The sequence below is a fragment of the Burkholderia sp. genome (assembly GCF_018375725.1).
Lineage (GTDB): Bacteria > Pseudomonadota > Gammaproteobacteria > Burkholderiales > Burkholderiaceae > Burkholderia.
In genome coordinates this window covers 1-9978 of the sequence record NZ_JAHACR010000141.1, presented here as the reverse complement: position 1 = coordinate 9978, position 9978 = coordinate 1, and the positions used below count along the sequence as shown (strand labels likewise).

Genomic DNA, 9978 nt, shown 5'->3' with positions numbered 1-9978 from the left:
CGTAGCGCGAGTCCGTCCAGCCCCTGCGTGATTTCATCGCCCGGCGCATGCGCAAGCGGAATCTTGCCCGCATCGACCTTGATGCCGGGGACAATGCCCTGGCGCGCCGCCACTTCGGGCAACGGCAGACCGTTGTCCGCGCATTGTCCCAGCGTCTCTTCGTAAAGAATGACGCCGCTGATGAATTCGCCGAGCCCCGGTGTCGTCAGCAACAGGCTGCGCCACGCGCGACGGTTCTCCTCAGTCGATTCGACATGGATCGTCTTGAAGCGCCTGGCAATGGTCGGCCCGCTTTCGTCGGCCGCCAGCAAGCCTTTGCCATCCTGCACGAGTGCCTGTACCGTCGCCTGAAGCTCATTCCCGGTGCTCATGTCGCCCTCCATGACTGTTGTGTCGTTGGCTCGCGTTCGTCAGACGTGCAAGGCATTCCGCTCGCAATCCGCACGCGGCCTTTCTTGCTGCCTGCCGCACATGCCAAGGCTTGCCGTCCGTGCCTAATTCTTTGTTGCCGGCCGCCCGGAATGCAAGGCGCATGCGGATGACGGGCCGCGCACGATCACCGTTCGTTCCGTACGACGTTTAACCGAAAAACCATATTGCGAAAATAAACCGCGTATCGCCTGCGCGGCGATACGTCTTGTTACAACACACACCAAAAACATTTCCGTTTTTCGTCCATTATTATTCCCACAGTGCAAATAACAATCGTCATTTAATATTAATTAAATCCGCCGACATTCCTCTTAAAATCAGACAAAGAAATATTTTCATTAATCAGGACTTTTGGATGTAATTAATACACAGCAATACCAATCAACCATTACTTTTCGGGACAATTCCGCGGAAACCCAATCCCAGAGCGGCGCCGGATCCAATTTAATGCAATTGAATTGTTGCATAAGGGAAACATCGCGCTTCGCTTTCCAGCCCGAAATGTATGCTTGCAATTACTGGCAAGCGGAGGTCGCAATGTCATTTTCGCTTCGAAAGAGCGCGCTCCCCGTTTCAATCGCTGCCGTTTCAATTATTTTTTCGAGCGCCACTTCAATCGCTCAAACATCCGCATCCGATGCGGAAACACAGCGATACGTCATTTCATACATTTGCGGCGATGCCCGTATCGACGGTAGTGCGCCGCTTCCGTCCGACGGACGTCCATACAACCTGGGCGTGTCGTTCGTGTCGGTCCAGACCGGCAATCCGCTCATCAATGTTTCCGTGAGGCTGCGGCGCCACGGCCGCGTCCTCGCGGAATTCAATGCAACCGGATCGCGATGTCTGTTCAGCGTTCCCGATGCGAGCTACCGGATCGAGGGCACATACCAGGGCGAGATGAAGTACGCGATCGTCGAGACGGGCACGATGGATGCTCAGTTGAAGTGGTAGGTGTTGCGGCGGCGTATCGCGAACGGTTTTGTTCACATCGTTCGCGATACGGGTCAGGAATCAAGGAGCGATGCATGACCCGTGCAGATCGGCCAGACAGCCATTCCGATGGACCACCGAGAACGACATGGGGTCCCGGCAAGAGTGCCGCGCTCAGCCTCGCGGCCTTCGCCGTGATCTTCGGCATCTTCACTCACGTCAGACGAGATGCGGCGGACGCGCCCGCGAATGGCGCCCATGCCGTCTCCGGCCCGATCAGGACGACCGGGCCGGAAACCGGCAAGGCTGTCGCCGCCGCCCCACCGCCGGTCGGCACGGCGACGCACGCCACGTCGGGCACATCGCGGTCCGACATGAAGCCGCCGGTGAGCGTCGTGATCGAGCCGGAAGCCGCGCCGCGGATCGCGCCGCCAAGCGCAGCCAGCGCCGGGACACGACCGGCCCGGCTCTTGCGTCGGTCGGCGTCCGATCTTCGTGTGGCACGGAACAGCGGGAAAAACAGCCCGATCGGGCAATCGTATGCCGATGCCCGGCGTCGCCCGGCGGCACACGATCATGCCGGTTCGAAAGCGCGTGTCGACATCGCATCGAGGCCCAGCGCTTCCGCCCGCACGACGCGTTCGGCAAACGTCACGCCGAATGAGCTGAATGCCGCCCGCGCGCTCGCCAGGGCGAGGATGTGCGCCAACATCGAGCAATGGCACTGCGTGGAGCAAAGCGCCAGCCGGGCGCTCGCGCTCGACCCGGGGAACGGCGAATCCCGGGCGCTGCTCGGGCAGGCCATACGAAATCGCCTTTGAATGGCAATCGGGGATACCAGTCGGTCGCAAGCTCGACACCAGATCGGGCGCGTGCGCCATGCACGGCCGGCTTAACCGTTTCAAAGAGAGGACGCCGTGGCCAACAATCACATGCGCAAATCCCTTGCCATTCCGCGAAACCAGCGGATTCTCCTTCATGCCCCGCTGATGCTGCTGCTCATCGCATCGGGCGCCTGCATCGCCGCTGAAGGCGACGGCGGCTCGGGCGCCTCGTCCGAAGTCGCCGAAGCTCGCGGTCCTTCCGGCACCCAGCCGGCCGATGCCGCGGCGGTACGCGCCGAAGTATTCGGCCTGGCCACCGGCGGCGGCGCCGTCAAGGCGCTCGACGAAGCCAAGGGCCGGCCTGACATATTTTCCGCATTCGATCTCGCCCAGCTGGAAGAAATCGCGATCCGCCAGCAGGTGCGAGGCGGACGCGACAAGGCGCGCGCCATGACAAGCACCGATCGCTTCGACGGGATCGACGCCGCGCTGAAAGCCGCGGACGATCTCAATACGCGCTTGCCGATCACGCCCGAATACTCGCCGGTCAGAACGGCACTGGCGGGCGATCGTACGGTGGCCTACGCCGCGCGCGGCGAGATGAAAAAGGCCGTGGCGTCGTTCGAAACGATCCCCCCGGATGCGGAGATCTCGGTCGACGCACTGGCGGGCGTGGGCGATGCGTACCTGTACCTGAACGAACCGGGAAAGGCCGCAGCCGCCTATCAGCGCGCGCTGACGCAGGCCAGCGCATCGCCGAACGACCGCGCGACGCGCGGTTTCCAGTATGGCGCGCGCACGCGCCCGATCGAGCTGCGCGAAGGACTGTTCTGGGCGTACATCGACCAGGCGCGCGCCGCCGACGCCAACAAGGTGCTCGACGATATGGGCGCCGCGCTGCCGCCTGCATCGGACGTGCACACGTGGGATCCGGCAAACGACGACTATCTGCGTTACTACCGGCTGCGCGCGCAATACCTGATCTACACGGGCAAGGTCGACGAAGGTATCGTCGCGCTGGAAAAGCTCGAAAAGGAAGTGCCGTTCAGCTCCGAGGTGCGCGCCGCCCATGCCGACGCCGTGGCGAATCAGTCGCACCCGCGCCAGGCGATCGCGATCTATACCGCGACGCTGACCGATCACCCCGACAGCATCGAGAACCTCGCCGGACTCGGCCGCGTGTCGCTCTCGACCGACGACTACCGGACCGCACGCAATGTCGACGTGGCCTTCGACGGCACGTTTCCGGACAGCGGCGCGGTGCGCGCGTTCAAGCGCGACTACAACGCGTACCGAAGCCCGATTCTGACGACCGAACTGAGCTACGAGCACGGCAACAGCGCATTGGCGGACAACGCGTTCACATCGGATACCTATCTGTACTCGCAACCGTTCGGAGACAACTGGCGGGTCTTTTCCCATACGTTCTTCGGCCACGCGCAAACCGACATCGGCAGCATCAGCCGCACGCGCACCGGCATCGGCGGCGACTACCGGCGCGGGCCGTTCACGGTGCTGGGCGAGGTCACCCGCTCGTTCGGCGGCGACGGGCGCACCGGCGGCCGCGGCACCGTCTCCTACGACTTCAACGACTACTGGAGCGTGTCCGGCACGGTCGACAGCAACGACAATTCGCTGCCGTGGAAGGCTTATGCCGCACACATCTGGGGCCGATCCGCGAGTGCCGAGGTCACCTACCGCCAGAGCGATCGCCGCGAGGTGAAGCTGAGCTACGGCGTGAGCCGCTACAGCGATGCGAACCTGCACCAGGAAATTGCCGCGACCGGCACGCAGCGGGTATTCACCGCCGCGAACCAGTTCGTCAACGTGTCGCTGAATCTCGGCACCGACAGCAACACGCGCCGGGACACGCCCTACTTCAATCCGTCGCGCGACTATGCGGCCGCGGCGACGGTCATGCATCAATGGACGGCCTGGAAGAAGGGCGACATGTCGCTGCGGCAGCGCATCTCCGCGTCCGGCGGCGCATACAACCAGAGAGGATTCGGCACCAGTGCGCTCTGGAGCGCACGTCTCGAGCACGCCTGGACATTCAAGCGCGACATCACGCTGACCTACGGCATCGAAGTCAGCAGCCATGCGTACGACGGCACGCGGGAACGCTCCGAAACGGGCTATCTCGCGCTCAACCTCCCCTTCTAGCAATAGGAGACCGGCCCATGCAATCCAGACGGACCTTCATGTGCGGATGTCTCGGCGCATTCACGGCATGCTCGCTGTTTCCGGGCGTGGCCAACGCGAAGATGATCGATCTGTTGCCGCCGTCGGATCCCGCCGACGGCAAGACCTTTCGCGTGATCTGCATGCACGACGTGCGCGACAACCTGCTGTCGACGTTCGCTTCGTCCACGATGGCCGACCCCTACGCGATCGACACCGGCACGCTGACCGCGATCTTTTCCTGGTTTCAAAGCAACAACTACCACCCCGTGACCGTCAGGCAGATCGAGGCTTCCCGGCATGGCGGCAAGCCGCTGCCGCCGCGCGCCGTGCTTCTGACGTTCGACGACGGCTATCGCAGCCATTACACGAAGGTGCTGCCGCTGCTGCAGCGCTTCAGGTATCCGGCGGTGATGGGCATCGTCACGGCATGGATCGACGCCCCGGCCGATGCGCCGATCCGCATCAGCGACAAGATCGCCGTGCCTCGCGAATATTTCATGGGCTGGGACGAAGTGCGCAAGCTCGGCGCGTCGGACCTGATCGAGCTCGCCTGCCACACGCACAACCTGCATCATGGCGCGACCGCCAATCCGCAGGGCAATCAACTGCCCGCGACCACGTCGCATCTCTATCTGGACGACCAGAAACGCTATGAAACCGATGCGGAGTTCGATGCGCGGGTGCGCAACGATCTGCAGACCTGCATCCGGCAGATCCGCGAACGCACCGGCGTGACCGCGCGCTCGATGGTCTGGCCGTACGGCGCGGAAAACCAGCCGGTGCGCAACATCTCGACATCGCTCGGCATGGACATCCAGTTCAGTCTCGATGCCGGGCCGAATACGCCGGACGTCCCGCTCGACCGCCTGCGGCGCATTCTGATGATGTACGACGTGGATATCGGCGGATTCGAGCACTCGATGCGCGAGCCGGCGACCAACCGCGGCACGGTCGGGGTCGTCGAGCGCGTCGTGCAGATCGACCTCGACCAGGTCTACGATCCCGATCCGGCCCAGCAGGAGCGGAACCTCGGGATACTCGTCGAGCGCCTCTACCGGATGCAGCCGAAATCGGTGTACCTGCAGGCGTATGCCGATCCCAAGGGGACAGGCGTCGCGGAGTCCGTCTATTTTCCGAACCGTCACCTGCCGATGCGGGCCGACCTGTTCTCACGCGCGGCATGGCAAATCAATACGCGGTCCAACGTGCAGGTCTATGCATGGATGCCCGTGCTCGCGTTCCGTCCGCCGCCCGGGAAATTCAGCGGCGTCGAGGCGGTCAGCGCATACGGCGGCGCGCCGGCGCGCGAGAAAGGCACGCGCGGCTTTCGCCTGAGTCCGTTCGATCCGAAAGCCCGGCTGATGATCGAGCAGGTCTACGAGGATCTCAGCAAGTACGCGTCGTTCAGCGGCATTCTCTTCAGCGACGACGCGGTGCTCGACGACTACGAGGACGCCGGCCGCCACGCGCTGGCGGCCTATGCCCAGTGGGGGCTGCCGCCCGACATCGGCAAGATCCGCGCCAAGCCCGAGCTGATGAACCGCTGGACCCGGCAGAAGACGCGCTATCTGCTCGATCTGACACGGCAACTGGAACAGATCGTCCTGGCGAACCAGAACGCCGGCGACGTGCTCACCGCGCGCAACATCTTCGCCCAGCCGGTGCTGAATCCCGCGTCCGAAGCGTGGTACGCGCAGAACTACGACGATTTCCTCAACACGTACGACTTTGTCGCTCTGATGGCGATGCCCTACATGGAGGAAGCCTCGAATCCCGACGCATGGCTGGACCGGCTCATCGACATCGTTGCCGCAAAACCGCACGGGTTCGCGAAGACGGTGTTCGAACTGCAGTCCTACGACTGGCACGCCCGCAAGTCGATTCCCAGCCGCACGCTGCTGACGCAGATGCGTCGGCTGCGCACCCGCGGCGCGGTGAACTTCGGCTATTACCCGGACAATTTCCTGCATGACGAACCGAATCTCGAGACCATGCGCGCTGTCATGTCGCTGAAGTCGCGCCTCGATCCGACATCGATCAACGCGCTGATGCACATGCAGCAAAATCAGGGGGCGCAAGCAAAATGACGACTCACGGCATCATCCAGCGCCTGCAGGATTTCGTTTTCTACTACCCGTTCTTCATGTCGTACCTGTGGATGATCGGCGGCGTCGTGCACTTCTTCCTGCTCGAAGAAGGGCGCGTGCTGTCGAGGCGGACGATCGCGCAGAGCGGCATGCCGAAGGTGTCGATCGTCGTGCCCTGCTTCAACGAAGGGGCAAACGTGCGGACCGTGATCGAGCATCTGAACCGCATGGACTATCCGAACTACGACATCATCGCGGTCAACGACGGCAGCCGGGATCGCACGGGCGATATTCTCAACGCGCTGGCCGCCACCATACCGCGGCTCCTCGTCATCCATCACGCGTGCAACGAAGGCAAGGCGGTCGGCCTCACGACCGCGGCGGCCGTCACGAACGCGGAGTTCCTGCTCTGCATCGACGGCGACTCGCTGCTCGCGCACGATGCGGTCGAATGGATGCTCGAGCATTTCATCGCCGATCCCGGCGTCGGCGCGGTGACCGGCAACCCGCGCATCCGGACGCGCACGTCGTTGCTCGGCCGCATGCAGGTCGGCGAATTCTCGTCGATCGTCGGGCTGATCAAACGCACGCAGCAGGTCTACGGCCGCATTTTCACGGTCTCGGGCGTCGTCACGATGTTCCGCAAGACCGCGCTCGCCGATGTCGGCTTCTGGAGCACGGACATGCTGACCGAGGACATCGACATCAGCTGGAAGCTGCAATGCCGTGACTGGCGCATCGTGTACGAACCGCACGCGCTGAGCTGGATCCTGATGCCGGAGACGCTCGAGGGACTCTACCGCCAGCGGCTGCGCTGGGCCAAGGGCGGCATCCAGGTGCTGCTGAAGTACGCGCGCACCGTGCTGCGGCCCGCGCAGATGATGATGTGGCCGCTGTTCGCGGAGTATCTGATCGGCATCGCGTGGGCGTACTCGATGTCGTTCATCCTGCTCCTGGCGGTCATCAACCTGTTCTATCCGCTGCCGCAGGACTGGCATGTGTCGGTCGTGCCGCACTGGCACGGCATGCTGCTCGTGGCGACCTGCGTGCTGCAACTGATCGTCGGCTGCATGATCGACCGCCGATACGATGAAAAACTCCTGATGTATTTCCTGGACACCGTCTGGTATCCGGTTGCCTTCTGGGTGATCAGCATGATCACCACCGTCGTCGCCGTGCCCGCCGTCGTACTGCGCGGCCGCGGCAAACGTGCCGTATGGATCAGCCCCGACCGAGGAATTCAACATGACGAACGCACCGATTATTGACCTCTCCCTGCGCGCCCCGGGCCAGATGATTGCCGACCGCGGCGCCTTCGCCGGATGCGTGCACATCGTGTGGTTCCGGCTGCTCCGGCCGGCGTTGGTCGGGGCGGTATGGGCATCGATCTGCATCTATACGTACCGTTACCTGCTGCCGTTCAACGATGCGGAGATGCCGATCGAGCAACTGGTCTTCTATGTGACCTGTATCGCGGTGATGGCCGGCGCGCTCGTCACATGGCTGATCGCGGCGCGTGTCGTCCACCCGTTTGCGTACCGGCTGCGCGTGTCGAAGCTGCTGCGGCGCTCGGCGGGCCTCAAGGCGAAGCCGGGGCCGAGCGCGTCGCTGCTCAGCGACGGCACGCCCGGCGGCAAGCGGACTTCGCGGATCCTCATCGCATCGCACGATGCGAACGGCCTGATTTCCGCGCTCGAATGGACGGTGCCGAACGCCCGGGACCGGGCCGCCGGCGAAACCGGCGAAACCGTCTGGCGCGGCATGGGGCCGGAGCGCCGTCAGACCTGAATACGGCGCATCCGGCCAGGACACCGGTTGCGTCAGCCCGCGGCGGCACGTGCACTCGCCAGTGCCGGCCGCGTCGTACGAGCATGCCGATTATTTTTCTGGACGAGGTGACCTATGTGCGGAATCGTCGGAGCAAGCGGCCAGAACAATCAGGTGCCGCAACTGGTCAAGGCATTGAGCCGGCTCGAGTATCGCGGCTACGATTCGTGCGGGATCGCGCTGCAAAGCGGCGGCTGCATTCGCAGCGAACGCACGTTGAGGCGCGTGACCGACCTGCAGCAACGCGTGACGACGCTCGGTCTGGAGGCGGGAACCTGCATCGCCCATACGCGCTGGGCGACCCATGGCGCGCCGTCCGAAACGAACGCGCACCCGATCATGTCGGGCGACACGATCGCTGTCGTGCACAACGGCATCATCGAAAACCACGAAGTGCTGAAATCTGATTTGCAGCGGCGCGGCTACGTATTTCGTGGCGAGACCGATACCGAGGTGATCGCCCATCTGATTCACAGCGAGTATCGCGACGATCTGTTCGATGCGGTGATTCGTGCCGTCAAACGCCTGCATGGCGCATATGCGATCGCGGTGCTGAGCGCCCGCGAACCGCAGCAGCTCGTGGCCGCGCGCGCCGGCTCGCCGCTCGTGATCGGCATCGGCGCGCGGCAGAACTACCTGGCCTCCGACTGTGCGGCGCTGGGCGAACTGACCGATCGCTTCATCTATCTCGAAGACGGCGACGTCGCATTGATCACGCCGGAGCGCATCGAGATCGCCGATGCACTCGGGCGAGAAGCGAAGCGCCCGCTGTGCCAGGTCAAGGCGCGTCACGGCGATGTCGATCTCGGTCCGTTCCAGCATTTCATGCAGAAGGAAATCTTCGAGCAGCCGACGGCCATCGCCAGCACGCTCGCCGGCGTGGACACGATCTCCCCCGCGTTGTTCGGACCGGAGGACGACTCGCGCGCGTGGCTGTCGAACGTCAACAGCGTGCTGCTGCTCGGCTGCGGCACCAGCTATTACGCAGGACTCACCGCGAAATACTGGCTCGAAGGCATCGCCGGCATCCCGGCCCAGGTCGAGATCGCGAGCGAATACCGTTATCGCGAATCCGTCGCCGATCGCCAGACGCTTGTCGTCGGCATCTCGCAGTCGGGCGAAACCGCCGATACGATCGGCGCGATCGAGCATGCGCGCGGCATGGGACAGGATCTGTCGATGGCGATCTGCAACGTGGCGACGAGCACGATCGCGCGTCATGCGCCGCTTCGCTTCCTGACACAGGCCGGCATCGAATTGGGGGTGGCATCGACCAAGGCGTTCACGACACAGCTTGTGGCGCTGTTCCTGTTGACGGTGACGCTTGCGCGGCTGCGGGGCAGAATCGACGCGGCGCGCGCGGCGACGTACCTGGCGCAACTGCGCGGGCTGCCCGCGCGCATCGGCAATGCGCTGGCGCTGGAAACCCAGATCATGGGCTGGGCCGCCGATTTCACGCGGATGGAGAACGCGCTGTTCCTCGGGCGCGGCATTCATTTTCCGATTGCGATGGAAGGCGCACTGAAGCTCAAGGAGGTGTCGTATATCCATGCGGAAGGCTATCCTGCCGGCGAATTGAAGCACGGCCCGCTTGCGCTCGTCACGCGTGCGATGCCGGTCGTCACGATCGCGCCGGACGATCGCCTGTTCCAGAAGCTGAAATCCAACATGGCCGAAGTCCATGCGCGCGG

8 protein-coding genes are annotated in these 9978 nt (G+C 63.6%); 7 read left to right on the top strand and 1 reads right to left on the bottom strand.

What is annotated here, in order from left to right; genetic code table 11:
* A partial coding sequence (locus KH616_RS15325; protein ID WP_292247665.1) for a class I fructose-bisphosphate aldolase occupies positions 1-371 on the bottom strand: 371 nt, incomplete at its 3' end.
* A gap of 598 nt (positions 372-969) precedes the next feature.
* Here KH616_RS15325 and KH616_RS15320 point away from each other — a divergent pair.
* The 7 genes from KH616_RS15320 to glmS form a co-directional block, all read left to right on the top strand.
* On the top strand, positions 970-1386 hold the full coding sequence (locus KH616_RS15320) for a hypothetical protein (RefSeq protein ID WP_292247667.1): 417 nt from the start codon (positions 970-972) through the stop codon (positions 1384-1386).
* Positions 1387-1460: 74 nt separating this feature from the next.
* The gene (locus tag KH616_RS15315) at positions 1461-2186 is read left to right on the top strand and encodes a hypothetical protein (protein WP_292247662.1); all 726 of its coding nucleotides are present in this window, start codon (positions 1461-1463) and stop codon (positions 2184-2186) included.
* Positions 2187-2297: 111 nt separating this feature from the next.
* Positions 2298-4352, top strand: a complete 2055-nt coding sequence (pgaA, locus tag KH616_RS15310) for a poly-beta-1,6 N-acetyl-D-glucosamine export porin PgaA (protein ID WP_292247659.1) — start codon at positions 2298-2300, stop codon at positions 4350-4352.
* 17 nt (positions 4353-4369) lie between these two features.
* A complete protein-coding gene (gene pgaB, locus KH616_RS15305) occupies positions 4370-6460 on the top strand; it encodes a poly-beta-1,6-N-acetyl-D-glucosamine N-deacetylase PgaB (RefSeq protein ID WP_292247657.1) in 2091 nt (696 codons plus the stop codon).
* Positions 6457-7728, top strand: coding sequence for a poly-beta-1,6-N-acetyl-D-glucosamine synthase (gene pgaC / locus KH616_RS15300; protein ID WP_292247654.1), 1272 nt, complete (start codon positions 6457-6459; stop codon positions 7726-7728). Before pgaB ends, pgaC begins: the two co-directional genes overlap by 4 nt.
* A complete protein-coding gene (locus KH616_RS15295; RefSeq protein ID WP_292247651.1) occupies positions 7706-8248 on the top strand; it encodes a Biofilm PGA synthesis auxiliary protein PgaD in 543 nt (180 codons plus the stop codon). The genes pgaC and KH616_RS15295 overlap by 23 nt, the downstream gene beginning before the upstream one ends.
* 114 nt (positions 8249-8362) lie before the next feature.
* The coding region (glmS, locus tag KH616_RS15290) for a glutamine--fructose-6-phosphate transaminase (isomerizing) (protein ID WP_292247649.1) at positions 8363-9978 on the top strand (1616 nt) is incomplete at its 3' end.

Bases quoted from the DNA above. Each gene is read 5' to 3' on its own strand.
- pgaB (WP_292247657.1), top strand. From the start codon at position 4,370: ATGCAATCCAGACGGACCTTCATGTGCGGATGTCTCGGCGCATTCACG.
- KH616_RS15315 (WP_292247662.1), top strand. From the start codon at position 1,461: ATGACCCGTGCAGATCGGCCAGACAGCCATTCCGATGGACCACCGAGA.
- KH616_RS15295 (WP_292247651.1), top strand. From the start codon at position 7,706: ATGACGAACGCACCGATTATTGACCTCTCCCTGCGCGCCCCGGGCCAG.
- KH616_RS15320 (WP_292247667.1), top strand. From the start codon at position 970: ATGTCATTTTCGCTTCGAAAGAGCGCGCTCCCCGTTTCAATCGCTGCC.
- pgaA (WP_292247659.1), top strand. From the start codon at position 2,298: ATGCGCAAATCCCTTGCCATTCCGCGAAACCAGCGGATTCTCCTTCAT.
- pgaC (WP_292247654.1), top strand. From the start codon at position 6,457: ATGACGACTCACGGCATCATCCAGCGCCTGCAGGATTTCGTTTTCTAC.